The sequence below is a fragment of the Streptomyces sp. NPDC023723 genome (assembly GCF_040639815.1).
In the GTDB taxonomy this organism is placed as follows: domain Bacteria; phylum Actinomycetota; class Actinomycetes; order Streptomycetales; family Streptomycetaceae; genus Streptomyces.
In genome coordinates, this window is the sequence record NZ_JBFAAP010000012.1 from 103,104 (window position 1) to 127,843 (window position 24,740).

Annotated in this window: 23 protein-coding genes; 16 read left to right on the forward strand and 7 right to left on the reverse strand. The window is 71.9% G+C overall.

Annotated elements, in window-relative coordinates; genetic code table 11:
- Window positions 1-62: 62 nt before the first annotated feature.
- Window positions 63-1,112 (reverse strand): septation protein SepH, encoded by a 1,050-nt coding sequence (gene sepH, locus AB0G32_RS16370; protein ID WP_361163066.1) that lies wholly within the window; start codon window positions 1,110-1,112, stop codon window positions 63-65.
- Window positions 1,113-1,549: 437 nt separating this feature from the next.
- On the opposite strand from sepH, the gene AB0G32_RS16375 reads away from it, so the two are divergent.
- Complete coding sequence (locus AB0G32_RS16375) at window positions 1,550-2,416, forward strand: hypothetical protein (RefSeq protein ID WP_361163068.1); 867 nt, start codon at window positions 1,550-1,552, stop codon at window positions 2,414-2,416.
- On the opposite strand, the gene AB0G32_RS16380 is transcribed toward AB0G32_RS16375, so the two are convergent.
- Both AB0G32_RS16380 and AB0G32_RS16385 read right to left on the reverse strand, forming a co-directional pair.
- Window positions 2,340-3,665, reverse strand: a complete 1,326-nt coding sequence (locus AB0G32_RS16380) for a D-arabinono-1,4-lactone oxidase (RefSeq protein ID WP_361163070.1) — start codon at window positions 3,663-3,665, stop codon at window positions 2,340-2,342. The two genes, AB0G32_RS16375 and AB0G32_RS16380, sit on opposite strands and share 77 nt — an antisense overlap.
- Complete coding sequence (locus tag AB0G32_RS16385) at window positions 3,619-4,863, reverse strand: MFS transporter (RefSeq protein WP_361163072.1); 1,245 nt, start codon at window positions 4,861-4,863, stop codon at window positions 3,619-3,621. Before AB0G32_RS16385 ends, AB0G32_RS16380 begins: the two co-directional genes overlap by 47 nt.
- A gap of 177 nt (window positions 4,864-5,040) precedes the next feature.
- On the opposite strand from AB0G32_RS16385, the gene AB0G32_RS16390 reads away from it, so the two are divergent.
- On the forward strand, window positions 5,041-6,168 hold the full coding sequence (locus tag AB0G32_RS16390; RefSeq protein WP_361163074.1) for a ferrochelatase: 1,128 nt from the start codon (window positions 5,041-5,043) through the stop codon (window positions 6,166-6,168).
- Window positions 6,169-6,188: 20 nt separating this feature from the next.
- Window positions 6,189-7,013: an inositol monophosphatase family protein gene (locus tag AB0G32_RS16395; RefSeq protein WP_361163171.1), complete on the forward strand. Its 825-nt coding sequence runs from the start codon at window positions 6,189-6,191 to the stop codon at window positions 7,011-7,013.
- Between the two features lie 107 nt (window positions 7,014-7,120).
- Here AB0G32_RS16395 and AB0G32_RS16400 read toward each other — a convergent pair whose 3' ends face one another.
- Window positions 7,121-7,294: a hypothetical protein gene (locus AB0G32_RS16400; protein WP_361163076.1), complete on the reverse strand. Its 174-nt coding sequence runs from the start codon at window positions 7,292-7,294 to the stop codon at window positions 7,121-7,123.
- 585 nt (window positions 7,295-7,879) lie between these two features.
- Between AB0G32_RS16400 and AB0G32_RS16405 the strand changes: the two genes are divergently transcribed.
- The 4 genes from AB0G32_RS16405 (at window position 7,880) to AB0G32_RS16420 (ending at window position 11,424) form a co-directional block, all read left to right on the forward strand.
- Window positions 7,880-8,533, forward strand: coding sequence for a response regulator transcription factor (locus AB0G32_RS16405; RefSeq protein WP_003993508.1), 654 nt, complete (start codon window positions 7,880-7,882; stop codon window positions 8,531-8,533).
- A 6-nt stretch (window positions 8,534-8,539) separates the two neighbouring features.
- A complete protein-coding gene (locus tag AB0G32_RS16410) occupies window positions 8,540-9,769 on the forward strand; it encodes a HAMP domain-containing sensor histidine kinase (RefSeq protein WP_361163078.1) in 1,230 nt (409 codons plus the stop codon).
- Window positions 9,770-10,193: 424 nt separating this feature from the next.
- Entirely contained in the window at window positions 10,194-10,490 is a 297-nt protein-coding gene (locus tag AB0G32_RS16415) for a DUF4193 domain-containing protein (RefSeq protein WP_003993510.1), read from the forward strand.
- Between the two features lie 13 nt (window positions 10,491-10,503).
- The gene (locus AB0G32_RS16420; RefSeq protein WP_361163080.1) at window positions 10,504-11,424 is read left to right on the forward strand and encodes a hypothetical protein; all 921 of its coding nucleotides are present in this window, start codon (window positions 10,504-10,506) and stop codon (window positions 11,422-11,424) included.
- Here the strand turns inward: AB0G32_RS16420 and AB0G32_RS16425 are convergent, their stop codons facing one another.
- On the reverse strand, window positions 11,425-11,889 hold the full coding sequence (locus AB0G32_RS16425; RefSeq protein WP_361163082.1) for a DUF3093 domain-containing protein: 465 nt from the start codon (window positions 11,887-11,889) through the stop codon (window positions 11,425-11,427).
- A 66-nt stretch (window positions 11,890-11,955) separates the two neighbouring features.
- On the opposite strand from AB0G32_RS16425, the gene AB0G32_RS16430 reads away from it, so the two are divergent.
- The 7 genes from AB0G32_RS16430 to AB0G32_RS16460 all read left to right on the forward strand — a co-directional run bounded on the left by AB0G32_RS16430 (window position 11,956) and on the right by AB0G32_RS16460 (window position 18,879).
- Window positions 11,956-12,540 (forward strand): PaaI family thioesterase, encoded by a 585-nt coding sequence (locus AB0G32_RS16430; RefSeq protein ID WP_361163084.1) that lies wholly within the window; start codon window positions 11,956-11,958, stop codon window positions 12,538-12,540.
- Complete coding sequence (gene dut, locus AB0G32_RS16435; RefSeq protein ID WP_361163086.1) at window positions 12,537-13,088, forward strand: dUTP diphosphatase; 552 nt, start codon at window positions 12,537-12,539, stop codon at window positions 13,086-13,088. The genes AB0G32_RS16430 and dut overlap by 4 nt, the downstream gene beginning before the upstream one ends.
- Before the next feature lies 1 nt (window position 13,089).
- Window positions 13,090-13,845 (forward strand): DUF3710 domain-containing protein, encoded by a 756-nt coding sequence (locus AB0G32_RS16440; protein ID WP_361163088.1) that lies wholly within the window; start codon window positions 13,090-13,092, stop codon window positions 13,843-13,845.
- Window positions 13,846-14,112: 267 nt separating this feature from the next.
- Window positions 14,113-16,851: an ATP-binding protein gene (locus AB0G32_RS16445; RefSeq protein WP_361163090.1), complete on the forward strand. Its 2,739-nt coding sequence runs from the start codon at window positions 14,113-14,115 to the stop codon at window positions 16,849-16,851.
- A complete protein-coding gene (locus tag AB0G32_RS16450; protein WP_361163092.1) occupies window positions 16,848-17,531 on the forward strand; it encodes a response regulator in 684 nt (227 codons plus the stop codon). The genes AB0G32_RS16445 and AB0G32_RS16450 overlap by 4 nt, the downstream gene beginning before the upstream one ends.
- Before the next feature lie 61 nt (window positions 17,532-17,592).
- Window positions 17,593-17,991: an OB-fold nucleic acid binding domain-containing protein gene (locus AB0G32_RS16455; protein WP_361163094.1), complete on the forward strand. Its 399-nt coding sequence runs from the start codon at window positions 17,593-17,595 to the stop codon at window positions 17,989-17,991.
- A gap of 3 nt (window positions 17,992-17,994) precedes the next feature.
- Entirely contained in the window at window positions 17,995-18,879 is an 885-nt protein-coding gene (locus tag AB0G32_RS16460; protein WP_361163096.1) for a DUF3159 domain-containing protein, read from the forward strand.
- Between the two features lie 147 nt (window positions 18,880-19,026).
- Here AB0G32_RS16460 and AB0G32_RS16465 read toward each other — a convergent pair whose 3' ends face one another.
- The gene (locus AB0G32_RS16465) at window positions 19,027-19,704 is read right to left on the reverse strand and encodes a TrkA family potassium uptake protein (RefSeq protein WP_361163098.1); all 678 of its coding nucleotides are present in this window, start codon (window positions 19,702-19,704) and stop codon (window positions 19,027-19,029) included.
- Window positions 19,704-20,375, reverse strand: coding sequence for a TrkA family potassium uptake protein (locus tag AB0G32_RS16470; RefSeq protein ID WP_361163100.1), 672 nt, complete (start codon window positions 20,373-20,375; stop codon window positions 19,704-19,706). Before AB0G32_RS16470 ends, AB0G32_RS16465 begins: the two co-directional genes overlap by 1 nt.
- A 567-nt stretch (window positions 20,376-20,942) precedes the next feature.
- Here AB0G32_RS16470 and AB0G32_RS16475 point away from each other — a divergent pair.
- A complete protein-coding gene (locus tag AB0G32_RS16475; RefSeq protein ID WP_361163102.1) occupies window positions 20,943-23,003 on the forward strand; it encodes an APC family permease in 2,061 nt (686 codons plus the stop codon).
- Window positions 23,004-23,069: 66 nt separating this feature from the next.
- Complete coding sequence (locus tag AB0G32_RS16480) at window positions 23,070-24,398, forward strand: class I SAM-dependent RNA methyltransferase (RefSeq protein WP_361163104.1); 1,329 nt, start codon at window positions 23,070-23,072, stop codon at window positions 24,396-24,398.
- The last annotated feature ends 342 nt before the right edge of the window (window positions 24,399-24,740 follow it).

A 24,740-nucleotide genomic window follows, 5' to 3' on the forward strand; every position in this document is an offset into this window, starting at 1 on the left:
AACGTCCGCAGGTCCGAAAGCCCGCGCGTCCGAATGCCCGGACGCCCGAACATCCGGGGCGTCTACTCCTGCTTCTTGCGCCGCGTGCCGAACACGATCTCGTCCCAGCTGGGGACCGCCGCCCGGCGTCCGGGCCGGACCCCGTCGGCCTCGGCCTGCCGGTCGGTGGAGCCGACCAGCCGGTCCCGGTGGCTGCCCACCGAGCGCGGCATCAGCACATCGGCGTACGCGGAACCCGCGCCGGCCGACGCGGCGGGCGCCGGGGGCTCCTCGGCCTCCGGTTCCTCGGGCGGCTCCTCCACCGGCTCGGGCGCGGTGGCCGGGCGCTCGGGCACGACCAGGTCGCCCCGGAAGCTCGGCACCGCCTCCAGCAGGCTGGTCAGCGAGTCCCGCTCGCTTTCCTCGGCGACGGGCTCGGCCGGCTGGGCGGGCAGGCTGGGCCGCTCGCGCTCCCGGTCGCCGGGCCGGTCCAGCGGACGGTCGCGCGGCAGCCGGGCGATGCGCGGCACGAAGGGGAAGCTGGGCTCGGGCGCGGCGAGGTCGTCGGACTCACCGATCAGCGCCCGCGCCTCGTCGTCGACGGCCTGGACCAGCCGCCGGGGCGGGTCGTAGGTCCAGCTCGCCGAGTGCGGTTCGCCCGCGACCAGGTAGACCAGCAGGACTTCCCAGGTGCCGTCGTCGCGGCGCCAGGAGTCCCACTGGACGGTGTCCTTGTCGGCGCCGCGCAGCAGCAGCCGCTCCTGGACGGCCTCGCCGAGCGGCGGGCCGGAGTTCTCACCGGGGCGGCGGACCGGGGTCTTGCGGGCCCGTTCCGCCATGAAGGCGCGTTCGGCGAGGACGGGGCCCTCGAACCGGCGTACCCGGTCGACGGGGATACCGGCCATCTGGGCGACCTCTTCGGCCGTCGCGCCGGCTCGTATACGCGCCTGGATGTCTCGGGGGCGGAGATGGCTCTCCACCTCGATCTCGATCTGGCCGAGGCGGGGCCGGTCGCCGCGTACGGCGGCGCGGAGACGCTCGTCGATCGGAAGCGTGTACTCCGTCGCGTCGGCAGCCTTCAGCACCAGCCGTGTGCCGTCATTCGAGACGGCCACGACACGCAGTTCGGGCATGGGGACCTCCCGGGTGGTGCCTGCCGACGTCACGTGCGTCGCTGCTTCCGCTCTGTCGAGTGTGGCCTGCCCGGGTGCAGCCTGCCACAACCTTGCCGAGTTGCCCGGCGTGTCGGGCCGGGGCCCTGGATCGCCGTTATGGCACGGTTACCTGTTCGCAACGCTAAGTGACCGTATCAGTCACCCAGTGCAACTAGCCCCCTCCCGGCGGTCCTTGCAGGCCCTGAACCCCCTGACGGGAGACCGGACCCAGGGCTCGCAACAGTACTCCATTCGGGCCACGTGCGTGGATCGCCGCGCCGCCCGACTTCCACGGGGGATCTTTCACGTGGCGTACTTCACGCAATCACCAGAAACGGAACTAATGGTTTCGTTCGTACGTCCCCTTCTCGTGCAGTTGTCAGCTCACGTTCGGGAAAGACAGGCAAGGTCCGGTGATGCGGGAAAGGTCCGTTGACGAGGTCACGGAGAAGAGCACGGAGGACAACACGGAGGGTGGGGCGGGCCGGCGGATCGATCTGAGCGTCCCCCAGGTCGCGGGCAGCGCCCTGGCGGCCGTGGTGGCCGCCAAACTGGCCGCCTCCTTCGGGGTGTACGGCACGATCCTCGGCGCCGGTGTGGTCAGCGTGGTCGCCACTTGCGGCGGCACGGTCTTCCAGCACGTCTTCCGGCGCACCGGCGAACAGCTGAAGGTCCGGCGCACCGCCGAGCAGCCCCGGGTGACGGCGGTGTCCACGGCGTCCGGTCCGGCGCTGCCGGGGGAGTTCGGCGAGGGCACGGTCTACCGCGCCCGGGTCAGGAGCTGGAAACGGCCGGTGATCGCCGCGGCCGTCGTCTTCGGCGTCACCATGGGCGGCATCACGGCCTACGAACTGATCACGGGTCACAACCTGAGCGGCGGCAGCAGTACGACGGTGAGCGACGCGATCTCCGGTCACAGCAGCTCGTCCTCGTCCTCGTCCGACTCCGACTCCGGAGACTCGGACGACTCCGGCGGAACGGGGGACGACGGGTCCGCGCAGTCGCCCGACCCGGGGGAGTCCACCGGCACCGGTTCGGACGACGCCCCGGCCGCCACCCCGTCCGGGTCGGCGGGCACCGGCGACGAGGGCACGCCGTCGGACGGCGGTTCGGCGCCGGACGGCGGGACGACCTCCTCGCCGGCCCCCACGCCGAGCGACGGCGGCACCGCGGCCCAGGACCAGGAGCAGGACTCCGGAGGGTCGGCTACGACCCCAGCACCCTCCGCAAGTGGTCGTTCCGAAACCGCCGGTCCGGGTCAAGACGATCCCGCAGCGCAGTGAACTCGCCGAAGCGCGGATACACCCGGGAGAGGTACTCCGCGTCCCGGGTGTGCACCTTCCCCCAGTGCGGCCGGCCCTCGTGCGCGGTGAAAATACGCTCGGCGGCGGTGAAGTAGGCACGGTAGGGCGTGCCGCGGAACATGTGGACGGCGATGTAGGCGCTGTCCCGGCCGGAAGCGGTGGACAGCGTGATGTCGTCGGCCGGGGCGGTGCGCACCTCGACCGGGAAGCTGATCCGCAGCCGGGAGCGGTCCACCAACGCCCGCAGCTCGCGCAGCGTCTCGACGACGGCCGCGCGCGGAACGGCGTACTCCATCTCCACGAACCGCACCCGGCGCGGTGAGGTGAAGACCTTGTACGGGACGTCCGTGTACGTCCGCGCGGACAGCGCCTTGCTGGAGATCCGGGCGATCGACGGGATCGTGCCGGGGGCGGCGCGGCCGACCCAGTTGGCCGCCTGGAAGACGCCGTTGGAGAGGAACTCGTCCTCGTAGAGGCCCCGGAGCCGGCCCACCGGGCGCTGCGGGCCCGCGCTGCGGTTGTTGCGCTTGGTGTTGGTGTTGCCGGTGTGCGGGAACCAGTAGAACTCGAAGTGCTCGTTCTCCGCCCACAGTTCGTCGAACCGGGCCAGGACCTGGTCCAGCGGCATGGGTTCCTCCCGCGCGGTGAGCAGGAAGAGCGGTTCGACGGCGAAGGTGAGGGCGGTGACGACGCCCAGCGCGCCGAGGCCGATGCGGGCGGCGGCGAAGACGTCCGGGTGCTTCGCGCGGGAGCAGGTCAGGACGGAGCCGTCGGCGGTGACCAGTTCCAGGGCCCGGATCTGGGCGGCGATCGAGCCGGAGTCGCGGCCGGTGCCGTGGGTGCCGGTGCCGGCCGCCCCGGAGACGGTCTGCTCCATGATGTCGCCCATGTTGGCCAGCGACAGACCCTCGCGCGCCAGGGCGAGGTTGAGCCGCCTGAGCGGTGTGCCGGCCTCCACCGTGACGGTCATCGCCGCGCGGTCGATGTGCCGGATGCCGGTCAGCAGGTGCGGGCGTATCAGCACCCCGTCGGTGGCCGCTATGGAGGTGAACGAGTGCCCACTGCCCACGGCCTTGACCGGCAGACCGTCCTCGGCGGCCCGGCGGACCGCCTCGGCCAGTTCCGGCACGGAGGCCGGGGCGACCTCCCGCGCGGGGCGAGCCGTGACGTTGCCGCCCCAGTTACGCCATGTGCCGTTCCTGCCGCTCCCGCTCGCTGTGCTGCTCAACGATGCCTCCCCGACCCGCGGCCGGCCGCTTGAGCCGGCGGAACCCGAGGAAACCGACCGCCAGCGCGACGGCCCCGGCCACGGCCGGCACCCCGTACCCGGCGCTCGCCCCCGCCGCGTCGATCACCCAGCCGCCCGCGGCGGAGCCGAGCGCGACGCCGACCGCGAGGCCGGTGCTCACCCAGGTCATCCCCTCGGTGAGCTGTGCGCGTGGTACGTGCTCTTCGATGAGGGACATCGTCGTGATCATCGTCGGAGCGATGGACAGACCCGCCACGAACAGCGCCACGGCCAGAGACGGCAGGTTTCCGACCAGTAGGGGAGGGATCATACTCACGGCCATCGCGCAGACCCCCAGCAGCCAGCGGTGGGCGGGCGGCCCCGCGAAGCGCAGCAGCCCGAACACCATGCCCGCCACGCAGGACCCGGCCGCGTACCCGGCGAGGACCAGGCTGGCGGCCGCCTTGTGCCCCTCCTGCTCGGCGAAGGCCACGGTGACCACGTCGATCGACCCGAAGATGGCGCCGGTGGCCACGAAGGTGCCGACGAAGACCTGGAGCCCCTTGGAGCGCAGCGCGCTGCCCGCGCCGCCGCGGCCGCGCGGGTGCGGCTCGGGCTCGGTGCCGCGCTGCGCGGTCAGCCAGAAGACACCGGCCGCCAGGAAGCAGGCGGCCAGCAGCGGACCGGCCTCCGGGAACCAGGCCGTGGACAGGCCGATGGAGATGATCGGCCCGAAGATGAAGCAGACCTCGTCGACCACGGACTCGAAGCTGTACGCGGTGTGCAGCTTCGGCGTGCCCCGGTACAGCGCCGCCCAGCGGGCCCGGACCATGGCGCCGAGGCTCGGTACGCAGCCGATGCCGACGCACCACACGAACAGCAGCCACTCGGGCCACCGGAAGTGCGCGGTGAGCAGCAGCCCGGCCGCCGCGGTCAGCGAGACCAGGGTGGCGGGCCGCAGCACCCGCCGCTGCCCGTACTGGTCGACCAGCCGCGAGACCTGCGGGCCGCACACGGCGGCGGCCAGCGCGATGGTGGCGGAGAGCGCCCCGGCCAGCCCGTACTCCCCGGTGAGCTGCGAGACCATGGTCACCACGCCGATGCCCATCATCGACAGCGGCATCCGGCCGACGAAGCCCGCGGCGGAGAAACCCCTGGAGCCGGGGGCGGCGAACAGAGCGCGGTAGGGGCTGGGCAACGGGATCTCCGGGAAACGGCTCGGCGCGGACGGCTCACCGCAAGTCGGTAAGGTCCGTATACAACCTGTAGAGCTTACTTGCCGGTCGGCCCGGCCGCACCCGTCCGGACCAGCCGGAGCGGGATGACACCCCCCGCCGTGGCCCGGCTGTCAGTGCCAGGTGGCAGGATCGGGACCATGCCAGACGTGCTCGATGCCACCCCCTACGACGCCCTGCTCCTGCTCTCGTTCGGCGGCCCGGAAGGACCCGACGACGTCGTCCCGTTCCTGGAGAACGTGACGCGCGGCCGGGGCATCCCCACCGAACGCCTCAAGGAGGTCGGACAGCACTACTTCCTGTTCGGCGGCGTCAGCCCGATCAACGACCAGAACCGCGCCCTGCTGGACGCCCTGCGGGGGGACTTCGCCGAGCACGGCCTGGAACTGCCGGTCTACTGGGGCAACCGCAACTGGGCGCCCTACCTGACCGACACCCTGCGCGAGATGGTCCGCGACGGACGCCGCCGCATCCTCGTCCTCGCCACCAGCGCGTACGCCTCCTACTCCGGCTGCCGCCAGTACCGGGAGAACCTCGCCGACGCCCTGGCCACCCTCCAGGAGGAGGGCCTGGAGCTGCCGAAGATCGACAAGCTGCGGCACTACTTCAACCACCCGGGCTTCATCGAGCCGATGGTCGACGGGCTGGTGCGGTCCCTGAACGACCTGCCCGAAGACGTCCGGGACGGCGCGCACATCGCCTTCAGCACCCACTCCATCCCGACCTCCGCCGCCGACACCTCCGGCCCGCTGCCGGAGCACGGCGACGGCGGCGCGTACGTGCAGCAGCACCTGGACGTGGCCCAGCTGATCGCCGACGCCGTCCGCGAGCGCACCGGCGTCGACCGGCCCTGGCAGCTCGTCTACCAGTCCCGTTCCGGCGCCCCGCACATCCCGTGGCTGGAGCCGGACATCTGCGACCACCTGGAGGAGCGGCACGCGGCCGGGGTGCCGGCCGTCGTGATGGCCCCGATCGGCTTCGTCTCCGACCACATGGAGGTCCTCTACGACCTCGACACGGAGGCCACGGCCAAGGCCGCGGAGCTGGGGCTGCCGGTGCGCCGCTCGGCCACCGTCGGCGCCGACCCGCGGTTCGCCGCCGCGATCCGGGACATGATCCTGGAGCGGGCCGCCGCGGAGCAGGGGCGGAGCGTCCAACCGTGCGCCCTGGGCGCGCTGGGCGCGAGCCACAACGTCTGCCCGGTGGGCTGCTGTCCGGCCCGCGCCGCCCGCCCCGCCGCCGCGGGCGTCGACAGCCCCTACGCGTGAGGAACCTCGTGACCAGCCCCGTGACCGACGCGACCGACCCGCTGCACGCCGAACTCCTGGAGCTCGCCCGGGAGGCCGCCCGCCGCGCGGGCGAGCTGCTGCGGGACGGGCGCCCCGCCGACCTCGCGGTCGCCGCCACCAAGTCCAGCCCGATCGACGTGGTCACCGAGATGGACATCGCGGCCGAGAAGCTGATCACCACGGTGATCGCCGCCCGCCGCCCGGCCGACGGCTTCCTCGGCGAGGAGGGCGCCGCCGCCGAGGGCACCAGCGGCGTCCGCTGGGTGATCGACCCGCTCGACGGCACGGTGAACTACCTGTACGGGCTGCCGACCTGGTCCGTCTCCATCGCCGCCGAGCAGGACGGCGAGACCGTCGCCGGGGTGGTCGCGGCGCCGATGCGCGGCGAGACCTACCACGCGGTGCGCGGCGGCGGAGCCTGGGCGACCGGCTCCTGGGCGGGCGAGCGCCGGCTGACCTGCCGGCCCGCGCCGCCGCTGGACCAGGCCCTGGTCTCCACCGGGTTCAACTACGTCGCCGAGGTCCGCGCCCACCAGGCGGAGGTCGCCCGGCAGCTGATCCCCAGGCTGCGGGACATCCGGCGCGGCGGCTCGGCCGCGGTCGACCTGTGCGACCTGGCCGCGGGGCGCCTCGACGGCTACTACGAGCGCGGGCTGCACCCCTGGGACCGCGCCGCCGGTGACCTCATCGCCCGGGAGGCGGGCGCGCTGACCGGTGGACGCCCCGGTGAGCGGCCCACGGACGACCTGACGGTCGCCGCGGTGCCGGGCGTGTTCGAGCCCCTCCAGCGGCTCCTGGAAGACCTCGGCGCCTGGCACGACTGACCCGGGGCCGGCCCTGGTCATGGCCTGCGGACAGCACTCACCCCCGGCGCTGGATTCGCCGGGGGTGAGTGCCGTTGCGGTGTGGTGCGGTGCGGGCCGCCGGGCGGTCAGCCGCTGGTCGCGGTGACCTCGACGCCGTGCTCGGCGGCCAGACGGCGGAGGTCGTCCAGCTCACCGAGCTCCACCTCGACGAGGAAGTCGTCCCCCTCGTCACGAGCCCGGGTCAGGTCGGACTCGGTCGCCTTTATGCGCTGCAGAAGTCCTGTGGTGAATGCGTCCATGCTGCGCCCCCTCGTCCTGGGTCGTGGGTCGGTGGCACGGGGGTGTGCCGATCGGAAGGGGCGATCACGTCTCGAAGGTGCCCAGCGCCGCGCGGCCGGGCGGCGACGGTGCCGGACACCCACGCCCGCCCTGCGGCGAACGGTCGCTGCGCACCGCTGGACGTGCGGTACAGACAGAGCGTGATCGCGGGGTGTAAAGCCGTCCTCCCCCCGCTCCCTTCCGCGGAAACCTCAACCGTCCGAGAAAATCTCGCATTCCCGTTCGGACCCGCTTTCTCCCCCGCCCCCTCCGCCCCGCCCGCCGGGGCGCGCGCCGGGACCCGTGCCGGTCGTCCGCCGGTCGTCCGCCGGGGGCCCGCGCCGGGGTACCTCACGGGGGCTGGTCCGGCTTCGCACGGCGCTCGCGCCGGGACCGGTCTTGAAGGGCCCGCGACCGGGCGGCCGTTCCCCCGCCCGCTCCGGGCCCGCCCGCCTTACAGCCGACTTATGGCCGAAAAGGGCAGGATGGAGGTCAACACACCCACCAGGCCCTGCCCGCGTGCGCCCGCCAGGCGCCGCCGGGCGGACAGAGGAAGGACAAGCGACGTGCGCGTACTCGTCGTCGAGGACGAGCAGCTGCTCGCCGATGCGGTGGCCACCGGACTGCGCCGGGAGGCCATGGCCGTCGACGTCGTGTACGACGGTGCGGCCGCCCTCGAGCGCATCGGCGTCAACGACTACGACGTGGTCGTCCTCGACCGCGACCTCCCCCTCGTGCACGGCGACGACGTCTGCCGCAAGATCGTCGAGCTCGGCATGCCCACCCGCGTGCTGATGCTCACGGCCTCCGGCGACGTCAGCGACCGGGTCGAGGGGCTGGAGATCGGCGCCGACGACTATCTGCCCAAGCCGTTCGCGTTCAGCGAGCTGATCGCCCGCGTCCGTGCGCTCGGCCGGCGCACCAGCGTGCCGCTGCCGCCGGTGCTGGAGCGCGCCGGGATCAAGCTCGACCCGAACCGCCGCGAGGTCTTCCGGGACGGCAAGGAGGTGCAGCTCGCGCCGAAGGAGTTCGCCGTCCTGGAGGTGCTGATGCGCAGCGAGGGCGCGGTCGTCTCGGCCGAGCAGCTGCTGGAGAAGGCCTGGGACGAGAACACCGACCCGTTCACCAACGTCGTCCGGGTGACCGTGATGACCCTGCGCCGCAAGCTCGGCGAGCCCCCGGTGATCGTCACCGTGCCCGGCTCCGGCTACCGGATCTGATCGCCCGTGGCAGCGTCCCCCGCGCCCCCGCAGGCGCCCCCGAAACCCACCTGGGACCCGCCGTCGGCCGCGCCCTTCCCGTGGCTGCGCCCCACCATCCGGATACGGCTCACGCTGCTGTACGGCGGCATGTTCCTGATCGCCGGCATCGTGCTGCTGTCGATCATCTACCTGCTGGCCGCCCAGGCGCTGAACCCGGGCAGCGATCTGCCCTTCAAGATCACCTCGGGCAGTGTCACCAGCGACACGTGCAATCTGCCCACCAAGGCCACGCCCGAGGTCTTCAACACGGCCATGAACGACTGCGTCAACGCGCAGCGCCAGCACGCCCTGGACAGCCTGCTCAGCCGCTCCCTGCTGACCCTGCTGGGCCTCGCGGTGATCGCCTTCGCGTTCGGCTACGGCATGGCCGGCCGGGTGCTGTCGCCGCTGGGCCGGATCACCCGCACCGCCCGCGCGGTGGCCGGCTCCGACCTGTCCCGCCGGATCGAGCTGGACGGCCCGGACGACGAGCTCAAGGAGCTGGCGGACACCTTCGACGAGATGCTGGAGCGCCTCCAGCGCGCCTTCACCGCCCAGCAGCGCTTCGTCGGCAACGCCTCGCACGAGCTGCGCACCCCCCTCGCCATCAACCGCACGCTGCTGGAGGTCCACCTCTCCGACCCCGGCGCCCCGGTGGAGCTCCAGCAGCTCGGCAAGACCCTGCTGGCCACCAACGAGCGCAGCGAGCAGCTCGTCGAGGGCCTGCTGCTGCTGGCCCGCAGCGACAACCAGATCGTCGAGCGCAAGCCGGTCGACCTCGCCGAGGTCGCCACCCAGGCCGTCGACCAGACCCACGCCGAGGCCGACGCCAAGGGCGTGGAGCTGCGCGGCCGGCGCGCGCCCGCCGTCGTCCAGGGCAACGGCGTCCTGCTGGAGCGCATCGCGCTGAACCTCGTACAGAACGCGGTGCGGTACAACATCGCCGAGGGCGGCTGGGTCGAGGTCACCACCGAGGTGGAGCACGGTCTGGCGGTGCTCGTGGTGACGAACACCGGGCCGGTGGTGCCGGCGTACGAGATCGACAACATCTTCGAGCCGTTCCGGCGGCTGCGCACCGAGCGGACCGGCAGTGACAAGGGCGTCGGCCTGGGGCTGTCCATCGTGCGTTCCGTGGCCCGGGCGCACGGCGGCCACATCTACGCCCAGCCGCGCGAGGGGGGAGGACTTGTGATGAGAGTGACCCTGCCGGTCTGAGGCGGCCCGCCGATCTGAGATCATGGCGCCGATCGCCGCCCCGAGGGTCCGGGCTTGTTCGCTTTGCGCGGAATTTTCGGACCGCCGCTCCGGTGCTCGCGTGTGTGATCGATCACAGCGAGGCTTTTCCAGCCATCTACTCTCCGTGATCAAGAAGCCTGTCGGAAAGCCGGGAAAGTCCGGGTTTTCAGGGGTCTTGATCACGGGAAGTACACGGTGAGACGCCTTTGGCGTGCGGTATTGGGACCGTGTACGGTCCCCATCGCCATCCAAGCCGATCACTCGAGCGGAGTCCGGTTGGGTGTCGATTGAGTAACAGACCTTGATGTGAGGCAAAATCTCCGCCTCAGGTCGGGCACAAGTCCGGCCTCTCACGCGTTACGTGCGCTGGAGACACCGCAGACACCCAGAGGGGGAGAGCGACATGGCAACCGATTACGACACTCCACGCAAGACCGACGACGACGTCGACTCGGACAGCCTCGAAGAGCTGAAGGCTCGCCGGAACGACAAGTCGGCCTCGGCCGTGGACGTCGACGAGTTCGAGGCCGCCGAAGGCCTCGAGCTTCCCGGAGCCGACCTCTCGAACGAGGAGCTGGCAGTCCGAGTACTGCCCAAGCAGCAGGACGAGTTCACTTGCATGAGCTGCTTCCTGGTGCACCACCGCAGCCAGCTGGCCCGGGAGAAGAACGGCCAGCCGATCTGCCGCGACTGCGACTGAGGCGGGGTCGGCCGTGACTGGCTCGACCCCTCCCTGGAAGCGCCGCTTCTCCAGGCGAGGAGCGGACCAAGGGCCGCCCGGCGGCCCGAACCGCGCGCGTGACGAAGAGCGGGGCCCGACCCTCCCGGGGACGGCCTCGCTCGAACCGGCTGCCGACCGGACTGACCTCCCGGTGCCGGTGCCGACCCCCGCGCCCGCTGCCCGACGCCGGGCGGCGGTGCTGCGGGAGAAGGCGACAGACGGCGTCCGCAAGGGCGGCGACCGTGCCAGGGCGGCCCTGGCGCACCTCGCCGACCGCGTCATCGAGATCGCCCCGCGGGTCCCCGTACGGGACCTTCAGACGCTTCGTCGGCAGTTCCCCGGCCTCGGGCCCGAGGAGCTGGCCGACCGGCTGGTGGCCGGTGCCACCAGGGCCACGGCGACCGTCGGCGCGGGGGTCGGCGCGGCGGCGATGCTGCCCGTGCCGCCCGCCATGCCGACCGAGCTGGCCGCGGAGGTGACCGGCGTCGCGGCCATCGAGCTGAAGCTGATCGCCGAGCTGCACGAGGTCTACGGCATCCGGCCGCCCGGCTCCCTCACCCAGCGCAGCACCGCGTACCTGGGCTCCTGGTCCGACGAGCGCGGCATCGACGTGACCAAACCGTCGACGTTCAGCACGGCGCTGAACGGCCACATGAAGCGCCAGCTGCGCCAGCAGATCATGAAGCGGATGGTGCGCAACCTGCCCAACCTGATGCCGTTCATGGTCGGCGCCGCCGTCGGCGCGGTGATGAACCGCAGAGACACCCACAAGCTCGCCGCCCGCATCCGGGCCGACCTGCGCAAGATCCAGGTGCCCTGGGAGGCGCTGCCCGCCCTGCCGCCCCTGGAGACCCCGCCCAACGCGCTGGAACTGGGCCCGGGCGAGGGGCCCGGGCCCGAGGACGGCCGCTGACTACGCGGCGCCGGCCTTCGCCGCTGCCAGGGCCTCGGCCAGCAGCTCCGGCTCGCGGGTCGACAGATACAGGTACGGCGTCGGGTCGTCGGGGTCGGTGACCTCGACCCGCAGCGCGGTCGGGATGTACGCCCGCAGCAGCAGGAAGGCGCGGGTGTCGGCCTTGTACGTACGCCAGGCGCGGGCCTCCTCCGCGTCCATCACCGTCGCCTCGCCCAGCGCGGTGACCGGGATCTTCGCCTCGCCCGCGATCAGCGAGCCGCCCACCACCCGGATCCGCACCGAGCCGTACGAACTGGTGACGACCGCCGCCGCGGCCGTACCGCAGGCCAGACCGCCGAGGATCGGGAGAGTGCCGAACGGCACCAGGACGATGGCGATCGCGAGACCCACCAGGAAGCACAGCAGCCACGCGGAGCGGGGCGCGGTGAGGCGTTCTTCGTACGGGGCGGCGGAGAGCTGCATGGAGCCAAGCTTGGCACGGGTTCCGAGCGGGGCCGCAGCCAGGGCGGAGCGGTAAGGTCTGCGCCTGTGAGTGGTACTTCCCCGGCCCTTCAGCCCCCCGCCGACGCAGTCCGGCCCGTACGGCACCCCGACGCCCCCGCGCCCGGCGAACTGCTCGGCGCCCATTACGGACAGTGTTTCGGCTGCGGCGGCGAGCAGCCGCACGGACTGCACCTGGCGGCGCGGGCCGGCGAGGGCGTGACGATCACCGCCGAGTTCACCGTCCAGCCCGCCCACCAGGGCGCCCCGGGGCTCGCGCACGGCGGCGTGCTGGCCAGCGCCCTGGACGAGACGCTCGGCTCGCTCGGCTGGCTGCTGCGCACCATCGCGGTGACCGGACGGCTGGAGACCGACTTCCTGCTGCCGGTGCCGGTCGGCACCACCCTGCACCTGGCGGCCGAGGCCACCGCGGTGGCCGGCCGCAAGATCTACGCCACCGCCACCGGCCGCGTCGGCGCCCCCGACGGCCCGGTCGCGGTCCGCGCGGACGCCCTCTTCGTCGAGGTCAAGGTCGAGCACTTCACCGACCACGGCCGCCCCGCGGAGATCCGGGCCGCGATGGACGACCCGGACCAGGTCCGCCGGGCCCGCGCCTTCGAGGTGAACCCGTGAGCCGCGCCCCGCTGGAGGTGCTGCTGCGCCGGATCGATCCGGACGTACCGCTGCCGGCGTACGAGCACCCCGGTGACGCGGGCGCCGATCTGCGCACCACCGTCGCCCGCGAGCTGGCCCCCGGTGAGCGGGCCGTGCTGCCGACCGGGGTGTCGGTGGCCCTCCCGGAGGGGTACGCGGCCTTCGTGCACCCCCGTTCCGGCCTCGCGGCCCGCTGCGGTGTCGCCCTCGTGAATGCCCCGGGGACGATTGATGCCGGGTACCGTGGGGAGATCAAGGTGATCGTGGTGAATCTCGACCCGCGTGAGGCCGTACGGTTCGAGCGCTTCGACCGGATTGCCCAACTGGTCGTCCAGCAGGTCGAGAGGGTCCGCTTCCGCCAGGTCGCGGCACTTCCCGACTCGGCACGGGCCGAGGGGGGCTTCGGGTCCACCGGCGGGCACGCCGGCGCGGACCCGGCAAGCGGCACAAGCGGTCGGGCCGTCACAGGCGGCCCGGCGGGTGGGAATCGATACGCTTCGGTCGTATCCGACCGGGAAGGACAGTGACGTGTTCGGACGTCGCAAGAAGAAGGGTGCCGCCGAGGACGCGGCCGGCGAGGCCGAGCAGGTCGTCGACAGCGTCGAGACCGAGGCGGACGACGAGGGCACGCGGGTACGGCTGGAGCCGGAGCCGCGGCCCGACGGGCCCTGGGACAGCACCGAGGTACGCGACCCGGCCGAGGGCCGGGTGGACCTCGGCGGCCTGTTCGTGCCCGGCGTCGACGGCATGGAGCTGCGGGTGGAGGTCGCGGGCGACGCGATCGTCGCCGCCACCGTCGTGCTGCGCGACAGCGCCGTCCAGCTCCAGGCGTTCGCCGCCCCCAAGCGCGAGGGCATCTGGGGCGAGGTCCGCGAGGAGATCGCCACCGGCATCACCCAGCAGGGCGGCATCATCGACGAGGTCGAGGGCCCCCTCGGCTGGGAGCTGCGGGCCCAGGTCCCGGTCAAGCTGCCGGACGGCACCGGCGGCTTCCAGGTCGTGCGGTTCGTCGGCGTGGACGGTCCCCGCTGGTTCCTGCGCGGCGTGATCTCCGGGCAGGGCGCGGTGCAGCCGCAGGCGGCCGGTCTGCTGGAGCAGATCTTCCGGGACACGGTCGTGGTCCGCGGCGAGGGCCCGATGGCCCCCCGCGACCCGATCGTCCTGAAGCTGCCGAACGACGCGCAGATGGTCCCCGAGGGGGTCCAGCAGGAAGAGGGCGGCTCCCGTTTCGCCGGTGGCATGGGCCAGCTTCAGCGCGGGCCGGAGATCACCGAGGTGCGGTGACCTTCGCGGGGCTCGCTGTGGGTGGGCGGCTGCGGGTGGTTCGTGGTTGCTCGCGCAGTTCCCCGCGCCCCTCAGGGGCGAGTCTGGCCGCCCCGCGTCGACAAGGGCCGCGTTCCCGTCAGGGCGGCGCGGCCCTTCGCCGTTCCCGCAGTGGCGTCAGGGTTGCGTCAAAGAGCTCCTCCGTGCCGCGATCGGTCCGATTTGCCCCGGTCGGCCGCCGTAGGGTCGACGCTGCGTGGTCACGGTGCGGCGGAAGACAATGAGGACATGGGACGCGGCAGGCTTCGGATCTACCTCGGCGCGGCGCCGGGCGTCGGCAAGACCTACGCCATGCTGTCCGAGGCACACCGGCGGGCGGAGCGCGGCACCGACTGCGTGGTGGCCTTCGTGGAGCACCACGGCCGGTCGCGCACTGAGGTGATGCTGCGCGGCCTGGAGCAGGTGCCGCGCCGGGAGCTGGAGTACCGCGGCACCCGCTTCGAGGAGATGGACCTGGACGCGGTGCTGGCCCGCCGCCCCCGGGTGGCCCTGGTGGACGAACTGGCCCACACCAACGTCCCCGGCGCGCGCAACGCCAAGCGCTGGCAGGACGTCGAGGAACTGCTGGCCGCCGGCATCGACGTGATCTCCACCGTCAACATCCAGCATCTGGAGTCGCTGGGCGACGTCGTGGAGTCGATCACCGGCGTGCGGCAGCGGGAGACCGTGCCGGACGAGGTGGTGCGCCGGGCCGGCCAGATCGAACTGGTCGACATGGAGCCCGAGGCGCTGCGCCGCCGCATGGCGCACGGCAACATCTACCAGCCCGACAAGGTCGACGCGGCCCTGTCCAACTACTTCCGCCCCGGCAACCTCACCGCCCTGCGGGAGCTGGCCCTGCTGTGGGTGGCCGACCGGGTCGACGCCTATCTGAAGCAGTACCGCAGCGACCACCGGGTGTCCAAGATCTGGGGCTCGCGGGAGCGGATCGTGGTCGGGCTGACCGGCGGTCCGGAGGGCCGGACGCTGATACGGCGGGCCGCGCGGCTCGCGGAGAAGGGCGCCGGCGGCGAGGTGCTCGCCGTCTACATAGCCCGCAGCGACGGGCTGACCTCCGCCTCCCCGAAGGAACTGGCGGTGCAGCGCACCCTGGTCGAGGACCTCGGCGGCACCTTCCATCACGTGGTCGGCGACGACATACCGGCCGCTCTGCTGGATTTCGCGCGCGGCGTCAACGCCACCCAGATCGTGCTGGGCTCCTCCCGGCGCAAGACCTGGCAGTACGTCCTCGGACCCGGCGTCGGCACCACGGTGGCCCGCGAGTCGGGGCCCGACCTCGACGTGCACATCGTCACCCACGAGGAGGTCGCCAAGGGCCGCGGACTGCCCGTCGCGCGCGGCGCCCGGCTGGGCCGCTGGCGGCTGCTGTGGGGCTGGCTCGCGGGCATCGGCGGCCCGATCCTGCTGACCCCCCTGCTGGACAGCGTCCACCTCGGGCTCGCCAACGACGTCCTGCTCTATCTGGCGCTCACCGTCGCGGCCGCCCTGCTCGGCGGGCTCTACCCGGCGCTCGCCTCGGCCGCGGTCGGCTCCCTGCTGCTGAACTGGTTCTTCACCCCGCCGGTCAACCGCATCACCATCTCCGACCCCAAGAACATCATCGCCCTGGCCATATTCGTCGGCGTCGCGCTCTCGGTGGCCTCGGTCGTCGACCTGGCGGCCCGGCGCACCCACCAGGCGGCCCGGCTGCGCGCCGAGTCCGAGATCCTCTCCTTCCTGGCCGGCGACGTGCTGCGCGGCGAGACCAGCCTGGAAGCCCTGCTGGAACGGGTCCGGGAGACCTTCGGCCTGGAATCCGCCGCCCTGCTGGAGCGCGAGAGCGACGTGGCGCCCTGGACCTGCGCCGGCCGGGCCGGCTCCGGACCACCGGTCGAGCGCCCCGAGGACGCCGACGTGGACATGCCGATCGGGGACCACATGGCGCTGGCGCTCACCGGCCGGGTGCTGCCCGCCGAGGACCGCCGGGTCCTTGCCGCCTTCGCCGCCCAGGCCGCCGTCGTACTGGACCGGCGGCGGCTGCGCGCGGAGGCCGACCAGGCCCGCACGCTGGCCGAGGGCAACCGCATCCGCACCGCCCTGCTGGCCGCCGTCAGCCATGATCTGCGCACCCCGCTGGCCGGGATCAAGGCGGCCGTCTCCAGCCTCCGGTCCGACGACGTGGCGTGGTCCGAGGAGGACCAGGCCGAACTGCTCGAAGGCATCGAGGAGGGCGCCGACCGGCTCGACCACCTGGTGGGCAACCTGCTCGACATGTCCCGCCTGCAGACCGGTACCGTCACCCCGCTGATCCGCGAGATCGACCTCGACGAGGTGGTGCCGATGGCGCTGGTCGGCGTACCCGAGGCGGAGGTCGGGCTGGACATCCCGGAGACGCTGCCCATGGTCGCCGTCGATCCCGGGCTGCTGGAGCGGTCGGTGGCCAACCTGGTGGAGAACGCCGTCAAGTACAGCCCGCCCGGCGGCGGCGTCCTGGTGGCCGCCAGCGCCCTCGGCGACCGGGTCGAGGTCCGGATCGCCGACCGAGGGCCCGGCGTGCCGGACGAGGCCAAGGACCGCATATTCGAACCCTTCCAGCGGTACGGGGACGCCCCGCGCGGCGCCGGCGTCGGGCTCGGCCTGGCCGTCGCCCGCGGCTTCGCCGAGGCGATGGGCGGCACCCTCGACGCCGAGGACACCCCCGGCGGCGGCCTCACGATGGTCCTCACCGTCCGCGCGGCGGGGCCGGCCACCCGGTCTCGCGGCGCCGTCTCCGCGGAAAGCTCCGCAGCAGGACCCGTAGAAGGGCCGGCAGAAGGATCCGTGGCAGGACCCGTAGAAGGGCCGGCGGCAGGGCCCGTAGAAGGGCCGGCGGCAGGCCCCGTTGAAGGGCCGGCAGCAGGGCCCGTAGAAGGGCCGGCGGCAGGACCCGTAGAAGGACCCGCAGAAAGACCCCTAGAAGGACCCGCAGAAAGGCAGGCTGCCCGATGACCCGGGTGCTCGTGATCGACGACGAGCCGCAGATCGTGCGGGCCCTCGTGATCAACCTCAAGGCGCGGCACTACGAGGTCGACGCCGCCCACGACGGCGCGACCGCGCTGGAGCTGGCCGCGAGCCGCCACCCCGACGTGATCGTCCTGGACCTGGGCCTGCCCGACATGGACGGCGTCGAGGTGATCAAGGGACTGCGCGGCTGGACCCGGGTGCCGATCCTGGTGCTGTCCGCCCGGCACTCCTCCGACGAGAAGGTGGAGGCACTGGACGCGGGCGCCGACGACTACGTCACCAAGCCGTTCGGCATGGACGAACTGCTGGCCCGGCTGCGGGCCGCGGTGCGCCGGGCCGAGCCGGTGCCGGGCGGCACCGACGAGGTGATCGTGGACACCGCCGACTTCAGCGTCGACCTGGCCGCCAAGAAGGTCGTCCGGGGCGGGAAGGACGTACGGCTGACCCCGACCGAATGGCATCTGCTGGAGGTGCTGGTGCGCAACACCGGGCGGCTGGTCAGCCAGAAGCAGCTGCTCCAGGAGGTGTGGGGGCCGTCGTACGGCACCGAGACGAACTACCTGCGGGTCTACATGGCGCAGCTGCGCCGCAAGCTGGAGGCGGACCCGGCGCATCCGCGGCACTTCGTCACCGAGCCGGGGATGGGCTACCGGTTCGAGAAGTGAGCCCTCCGGTTGCGCGCCCAGCGGATGCGTGGCTGTCGGCGGCTCCCGGTACTCTTCGGGTATGAGCGCTGTTCCTCGTTCCGACAAGCCGGTGGGCCGGTTCCGGCGCATGTTCGACCGGCTCTCATCCTCGCAGGAGGACCTGGAGTCGGAGGAGCTGCGGGAGGACACCGAGACCACCGGCTGCACCCGTATCGGTGACTGCCAGGACCGGCAGATCGTCACGGTTACTGGTACCTTGCGCACGGTCACGCTGCGCCCGCGGGCGGGCGTCCCGGCGCTGGAGGCCGAGTTGTTCGACGGCTCCGCGGCTTTGGACGTGGTGTGGCTGGGCAGACGTTCCATCGTGGGCATAGAGCCGGGACGCAAGCTCATCGCATCGGGCCGGATCTCCCTGAGCCGGGGCCGCCGGGTGCTGTTCAATCCCAAGTACGAACTGCGACCCCTCGGACGGGAGTAGCCGGTGACGTCCCTCGACAAGCCGACTGAAGACACTACTGAGGACACTGAAGACACGGCAGCGGGCGACGCCCGGGCGGTGACGGAGGCGGCCCTCTTCGAAGCCTTCGGCGGCGTGCGGGGCATGATCGAGACGGTGCTGCCGGGTCTGCTCTTCGTCACGATCTACACGGTCAACAAAGACCTGCGCATGTCCGCGATCGCGGCGCTGGCCGTGTCGGTGGTGCTGGTCGTGGTCCGGCTGGCGATGCGGGACACCGTCAAGCACGCCTTCAGCGGCGTCTTCGGGGTGGCCTTCGGTGTCGTCTTCGCGATGATGACCGGCAACGCCAAGGACTTCTACCTCCCCGGCATGCTCTACACCTGCGGTCTCGCCCTGGCGTACATCATCACCACGCTCGCCGGGGTCCCGCTGATCGGCCTGATCCTCGGCCCGGTCTTCAAGGAGAACCTCTCCTGGCGCACCCGCAACCCGGGCCGCAAGAAGGCGTACGCCAAGGCCAGCTGGGCCTGGGGGCTGATCCTGCTCGCCAAGTGCGCGATCCTCTTCCCGCTGTACTGGTGGGCGGACACCACGCAGCTCGGCTGGGTCCTGGTCGCCCTGAAGATCCCGCCCTTCCTGCTCGCCGTCTGGCTGACCTGGGTCTTCCTGGCGAAGGCGCCCGCGCCGATCGACGTGTTCGCGGAGATGGAGGCGGCGGAGAAGGCCGAGGAGGCGGCGAAGGCAGCTCGGGAGGCCGGGCACGGCGCCGGGACGGCCGAGCCGGAGCGTACGGAGGCCGCGTTCGGCACGATCATGGAACCGGTCGTCGACGACACGCTGCGGCGCCTCACGGACGGCGAGGGCGACTCGGCGGACTCCCGGAGCGGCCGGCACCGCAGGGGCTGAGGCCGCGGCGTCGCGGGTGCCGGTGCGGCTGGGACAGACGACCGGCCGCCCCCCTCCGCGCGGAGCGCACAGTACGGACAGCACGGACAGCACGGTGGGGGCGCCCGGAGAATCCCGGGCGCCCCCACCGTCGTAGCCGACCGCTGGTCACCCCGCCGTGCTGCCCCTGCGGGCCGACAACAGATCCTCCAGCTGTCCCTCCCGGTCCTGCGCCGCGACGAACAGCAGTTCGTCGCCCGCCTCCAGCGAGTCCTCCTGCGACGGCGCCAGGACGCGCGCACCGCGGATGATCGTGACCAGGGAGGTGTCCTCGGGCCACTGCACATCACCGACCTGCGTGCCGGCCAGCGCGGACTCCTCCGGCAGCGTCAGCTCGACGAGGTTGGCGTCGCCGTGGCTGAAGCGCAGCAGCCGCACCAGGTCGCCGACGCTCACCGCCTCCTCGACCAGGGCCGACATCAGCCGCGGGGTGGAGACGGCGACGTCGACTCCCCACGACTCGTTGAACAGCCACTCGTTCTTGGGGTTGTTCACCCGGGCGACGACGCGCGGGACGCCGTACTCGGTCTTGGCCAGCAGCGAGACCACCAGGTTGACCTTGTCGTCGCCGGTCGCGGCGATGACCACGTTGCAGCGCTGGAGCGCCGCCTCGTCCAGGGAGGTGATCTCGCAGGCGTCCGCGAGCAGCCACTCCGCCATCGGGACGCGTTCCACCGAGATGGCGGTCGGCGCCTTGTCGATGAGCAGGATCTCGTGCCCGTTCTCCAGCAGCTCACCGGCGATCGAACGGCCGACCGCGCCGGCTCCGGCAATGGCGACCCTCATCAGTGACCGCCCTCCTCTTCGGGACCCTTGGCGAACGCCGCCTCGACCTTGTCGACCTCGTCGGTGCGCATCATCACGTGCACCAGGTCGCCCTCCTGCAGCACCGTCTGCGAGCTGGGCAGGATCGCCTCCCCGAGCCGGGTCAGGAACGCCACCCGCACGCCCGTCTCGTCCTGGAGCCGGCTGACCTTGTGCCCGACCCAGGACGCGGCCGTGTGCACCTCGGCGAGCTGCACGCCGCCGGTGGGGTCGCGCCACAGCGGCTCCGCGCCCGAAGGCAGCAGACGGCGCAGCATCTGGTCGGCCGTCCAGCGGACGGTCGCGACGGTGGGGATGCCGAGACGCTGGTAGACCTCGGCGCGGCGGGGGTCGTAGATCCGCGCGGCGACGTGCTCGACGTCGAACATCTCGCGGGCCACCCGGGCGGCGATGATGTTGGAGTTGTCGCCGCTGGAGACGGCGGCGAAGGCGCCGGCCTCCTCGATGCCCGCCTCGCGCAGGGTGTCCTGGTCGAAGCCGACGCCGGTCACCCGGCGGCCGCCGAACGAGGAGCCCAGCCGGCGGAAGGCGGTGGGGTCCTGGTCGACCACGGCGACCGTGTGCCCTTGCTGTTCCAGGGCGTGGGCGAGAGCGGAGCCCACGCGTCCGCAGCCCATGATGACAATATGCATCGCGTCACACCGTGCTTCCTGAAGGCCTTCGGGCCTGTGTGGCTGTCGTGCTCATGTCTCTCTTTCGGCTCACCTGGCTGCATGACGCGGCCAGTGCGCGGGCCGCGGGGGACCATCATGCCGGTGGCCGTCGGCCCTGGCCCCTCCCGGGGGCCGCGATGCCGGGTTCCCCGGACCGGGAGCACGTATCGGCGGGGTGCGAGGGCCCCGCCCGGCCCCGCCCCGGCTCACCCTCCGGCGGAGGACCGGCGGCGGCCGATGCTGCGGACGCTGGCAAGTGTGAGGATTCCGAGGCCGACGAGTGCAGCGATGGCACCGATCAGCTCTGCGTGCGCGGGCATTTGACCTCCTGGATGGCGACCGGACGGCGGCTGGGCGGTGCCGAAGGGTGGCGAAGTGGCGAATTTCGCACGGTCGGAACGAGTTTTGTCATATAGGCACGCCAAGCCCGCCACCTGCGGAATCCGCAGCCGCACGGCCCCGTGATTTCACTCGGAGGGCAGATGGCGGCGCCGGCGGGGGTGGCGGGTGGGCGACCCCCCGTTCGAACGCTTACGATCCTCTGTTGTGTCCAAACTGACCGACGTGCCCAAGCGGATCCTGATCGGCCGCGCACTGCGCAGTGACCGGCTGGGGGAAACGCTGCTGCCGAAGCGCGTCGCCCTTCCGGTCTTCGCCTCCGACCCGCTCTCCTCCGTGGCGTACGCCCCCGGCGAGGTGCTGCTGGTCCTGTCCATCGCGGGCGTGTCGGCGTACCACTTCAGTCCCTGGATCGCCGTCGCGGTCGTCGTACTGATGTTCACCGTGGTCGCGTCCTACCGACAGAACGTGCACGCCTACCCGAGCGGCGGCGGCGACTACGAGGTGGCGACCACCAACCTGGGGCCCAAGGCCGGACTGACCGTGGCCAGCGCGCTGCTGGTCGACTACGTGCTCACGGTCGCCGTCTCCATCGCCTCCGGCATCGAGAACCTGGGCTCCGCGATCCCGTTCGTCGTCGAGCACAAGGTCTTCTGCGCCATCGCCGTCATCGTGCTGCTGACGCTGATGAACCTGCGCGGCGTCAAGGAGTCCGGCAAGCTCTTCGCGATCCCGACGTACGTGTTCGTCGCGGGCGTCTTCATCATGATCGTCTGGGGCGTGTTCCGCGGGCTCGTGCTCGGCGACACGATGCACGCGCCGACCGCCGACTACGAGATCAAGGCCGAGCACCAGGGCCTGGCCGGCTTCGCCCTGGTCTTCCTGCTGCTGCGGGCCTTCTCCTCGGGCTGCGCGGCGCTCACCGGCGTCGAGGCCATCTCCAACGGCGTCCCGGCCTTCCGCAAGCCCAAGTCCAAGAACGCGGCGACCACGCTGGCCATGATGGGCCTGCTCGCCGTCACCATGTTCTGCGGCATCATCGGCCTGGCCATGGCGACCAAGGTCCGGATGGCCGAGAACCCGGCCGTCGACCTGGTCCACAACGGCGTCGCGGTCGGCGCGGACTACGTCCAGAACCCGGTGATCTCCCAGGTCGCCGAGGCCGTCTTCGGCAAGGGCAGCTTCCTGTTCATCATCCTGGCCGCCGCCACCGCGCTGGTCCTCTTCCTCGCCGCGAACACCGCGTACAACGGCTTCCCGCTGCTCGGCTCGATCCTCGCCCAGGACCGCTACCTGCCCCGCCAGCTGCACACCCGCGGCGACCGCCTCGCCTTCTCCAACGGCATCGTGCTGCTGGCCGGCGCCGCGATCCTGCTGGTCTGGATCTACGGCGCCGACTCCACCCGCCTGATCCAGCTCTACATCGTCGGCGTGTTCGTCTCCTTCACGCTCAGCCAGATCGGCATGGTCCGGCACTGGAACCGCCACCTGGCCACCGAACGGGACCAGGCCACCCGCCGCCACATGGTCCGCTCCCGCGCGATCAACGCCTTCGGCGCCTTCTTCACCGGCCTGGTGCTGGTCGTCGTGCTGTTCACCAAGTTCACCCACGGCGCCTGGGTCGCGCTGCTCGGCATGTGCATCTTCTACGCCACGATGACCGCGATCCGTAAGCACTACGACCGCGTCGCCGAGGAGATCGCGGCCCCCGACACCCCCGACGACGACATGGTGCGGCCCTCCCGGGTCCACTCCGTCGTCCTGGTCTCCAAGATCCACCGCCCGGCGCTGCGCGCCCTGTCCTACGCCAAGCTGCTGCGCTCGGGCAGCCTGGAGGCGCTCAGCGTCAACGTCGACCCGGCCGAGACCAAGACGCTGCGCGACGAGTGGGAACGGCGCGGCATCGACGTACCGCTGAAGGTGCTGGACTCGCCGTACCGCGAGGTCACCCGCCCGGTGATCGAGTACGTCAAGAGCCTGCGCAAGGAGTCGCCGCGGGACGCCGTGTCGGTGATCATCCCGGAGTACGTGGTCGGCCACTGGTACGAGCACCTGCTGCACAACCAGAGCGCCCTCCGGCTCAAGGGCCGGCTGCTGTTCACGCCGGGCGTCATGGTCACCTCCGTCCCCTACCAGCTCGAGTCCTCCGAGGCGGCCAAGCGCCGGGCCCGCAAGCGGCAGGACTGGAACGCGCCCGGCGCGGTCCGCCGCGGCCCGGCCCATCACCATCATCACGACCGGTCGAAGGAATCCTCGTCCTCCTCCTAGCCGTAGACTGGTGGGCTGTTGTCGGCACGCACCCCACTCACCCCCTTTCACTGGAGTCACCCCGCCATGCAGGCAGAAGAGAACACGTCGCTGGTCGGGGTGGAGTACGAGGTCGAGGTCGGCCCCGTCGCCCACGGCGGTCACTGTGTCGCCCGTACGTCCGAGGGGCAGGTGCTGTTCGTCCGGCACGCGCTGCCCGGTGAGCGGGTCGTGGCCCGGGTCACCGAGGGCGAGGAGGACGCCCGCTTCCTGCGCGCCGACGCGATCGAGATCCTGGACGCCTCCAAGGACCGGATCGAGGCGCCCTGCCCCTACGCCGGCCCCGGCCGCTGCGGCGGCTGCGACTGGCAGCACGCCAAGCCGGGCGCCCAGCGCCGGCTCAAGGGCGAGGTCGTCGCCGAGCAGCTCCAGCGGCTCGCGGGCCTCACTCCCGAGGAGGCCGGCTGGGACGGCACGGTGATGCCGGCCGAGGGCGACAAGCTCCCCGCCGGCCAGGTCCCGTCCTGGCGCACCCGCGTGCAGTACGCCGTCGACCCGGACGGCAACGCGGGCCTGCGCCGGCACCGCTCCCACGAGGTCGAGCCGATCGACCACTGCATGATCGCGGCGGAGGGCGTCAGCGAGCTGGGCATCGAGAAGCGCGACTGGGCCGGCATGGAGTCGGTCGAGGCGATCGCCGCGACCGGGTCGCAGGACCGCATGGTGATCCTGGAGCCCCGGCCCGGCGCCCGGCTGCCGCTGGTCGAACTGGACAAGCCGGTCTCGGTCATGCGGGTCGAGGAGAAGGACGGCGGCGTGCACCGCGTCCACGGCCGCGCCTTCGTCCGCGAGCGCGCGGACGGCCGCACCCACCGGGTCGGCAGCGGCGGCTTCTGGCAGGTCCACCCGAAGGCGGCCGACACCCTGGTGACCGCGGTCATGCAGGGCCTGCTCCCGCGCAAGGGCGACATGGCCCTGGACCTCTACTGCGGCGTCGGCCTCTTCGCCGGCGCCCTGGCCGACCGGGTCGGCGACACCGGCGCGGTCCTCGGCATCGAGTCCGGCAAGCGGGCGGTGGAGGACGCGCGGCACAACCTCGCCGGCTTTGACCGGGTGCGCATCGAGCAGGGCAAGGTGGAGGCGGTGCTTCCGCGTACCGGGATCTCCGAAGCGGACCTGGTGGTACTGGACCCGCCGCGAGCCGGTGCCGGGAAAAAGACGGTGCAGCACCTGGCTTCTCTGGGGGCGCGCCGGATCGCTTACGTGGCTTGCGATCCGGCGGCGTTGGCTCGGGATCTCGGGTATTTCCGGGGTGGGGGGTATCGGGTGCGGATGCTGCGGGTTTTTGATTTGTTTCCGATGACGCATCATGTGGAGTGTGTCGCCATCCTTGAACCGGCGGCAAAGGGCTCCTGACCTGCGGTTTTGCCCGTGCGCATTATGTGCGGTGTGGGCGTTACGGGCGATATCTTGACGCTGAAATGACGCTCGTGACGCTCATTTGACGCTCGTTCTGATGGGGTGTCAGGTACCTTGCGTCGCTGGTCAGCTGGCCAGATAGGGAAGCTCACGAGGCAGGGGCGCCGGAAATTTTGGTGTCAAACAGTCATGCTCGGCCGCATCAGCAGAGGGTCCAGCAGGTTCCTGGTCTGCTGGTGGTGCATCATGAGCGATGCCGTGACCAGGGAAACGTAGATTGGGCTCAGTGTGAGCCGGATGCTGGCCCGTGTGTGGTCCGGATCTTCGTCCTGATCGATT

Coding starts and splice junctions, on each gene's coding strand:
- AB0G32_RS16425 (WP_361163082.1), bottom strand. CDS start 11,889: ATGCAGCTCTCCGCCGCCCCGTACGAAGAACGCCTCACCGCGCCCCGC.
- sepH (WP_361163066.1), bottom strand. CDS start 1,112: ATGCCCGAACTGCGTGTCGTGGCCGTCTCGAATGACGGCACACGGCTG.
- AB0G32_RS16455 (WP_361163094.1), top strand. CDS start 17,593: ATGAGCGCTGTTCCTCGTTCCGACAAGCCGGTGGGCCGGTTCCGGCGC.
- AB0G32_RS16470 (WP_361163100.1), bottom strand. CDS start 20,375: ATGCATATTGTCATCATGGGCTGCGGACGCGTGGGCTCCGCTCTCGCC.
- AB0G32_RS16390 (WP_361163074.1), top strand. CDS start 5,041: ATGCCAGACGTGCTCGATGCCACCCCCTACGACGCCCTGCTCCTGCTC.
- AB0G32_RS16445 (WP_361163090.1), top strand. CDS start 14,113: ATGGGACGCGGCAGGCTTCGGATCTACCTCGGCGCGGCGCCGGGCGTC.
- AB0G32_RS16400 (WP_361163076.1), bottom strand. CDS start 7,294: ATGGACGCATTCACCACAGGACTTCTGCAGCGCATAAAGGCGACCGAG.
- AB0G32_RS16465 (WP_361163098.1), bottom strand. CDS start 19,704: ATGAGGGTCGCCATTGCCGGAGCCGGCGCGGTCGGCCGTTCGATCGCC.
- AB0G32_RS16480 (WP_361163104.1), top strand. CDS start 23,070: ATGCAGGCAGAAGAGAACACGTCGCTGGTCGGGGTGGAGTACGAGGTC.
- AB0G32_RS16415 (WP_003993510.1), top strand. CDS start 10,194: ATGGCAACCGATTACGACACTCCACGCAAGACCGACGACGACGTCGAC.
- AB0G32_RS16375 (WP_361163068.1), top strand. CDS start 1,550: ATGCGGGAAAGGTCCGTTGACGAGGTCACGGAGAAGAGCACGGAGGAC.
- AB0G32_RS16450 (WP_361163092.1), top strand. CDS start 16,848: ATGACCCGGGTGCTCGTGATCGACGACGAGCCGCAGATCGTGCGGGCC.